General features: G+C 35.0%; 1 protein-coding gene and 1 pseudogene. Both read right to left on the bottom strand.

Features of this window, described 5'->3' with window-relative positions:
• Window positions 1–319 (bottom strand): annotated as a pseudogene (locus IDG60_RS28120) (tagatose-bisphosphate aldolase); the annotation flags it as partial.
• A gap of 3 nt (window positions 320–322) precedes the next feature.
• The coding region (locus IDG60_RS28125) for a PfkB family carbohydrate kinase (RefSeq protein ID WP_241013408.1) at window positions 323–649 on the bottom strand (327 nt) is incomplete at its 5' end.

Below are 649 nucleotides of genomic sequence, written 5' to 3' on the forward strand. Positions count from 1 at the left end.
AGTCAGGTAAACGACCTTTAGCATTTACGTCATAACCAGTTTTTTCATAAGCTAGCAATAATCCACAATCTTTGTTACGTGCATCAGATGCTGGTAAACCGTATTCTGGATCTAATAAAATTGAAGACGCATATTGTGTTAATTCTTCCGCAACCAATACTTTTAATTGTTCAATTTGAGCGACAGTTGGCTCTTCCGTTTGATGTTTAGCCATCATTCGTTTTAAAGCACCACGTTGGTCAAATGCTAATGCAGAAATGATACCTTCGTTATTACTTAATTGTTCAATTGATGCGATTTTTTGATTAGATTTTGACATTATTTACACCTCTAAAACTTCAATTTGATTGAATAATTCATCATAATTATTTAAATTGACATATCCTGTTTGTGCTTCTTGCGCATTCAGCATGCCTAAAGTATTAGCTTTTTTTAGTAAATCGTGGTCGTTTTCATGATTGAGAATTGCTGAAGTAATTCCAGCAACTGTAGAATCACCTGAACCAACCGGATTTAATACGTTTATTGTCGGAATATTCACTCTATAGAATGTATGATTGTGCTTAGCGAATGCACCTTGTGCACCTAAAGACACAATAATCCACTCAATCCCTTCGAATAAGGGTTGTGACACTGCCTGTTTCAAACT

It is taken from the genome of Staphylococcus sp. EG-SA-2 (assembly GCF_017152085.1).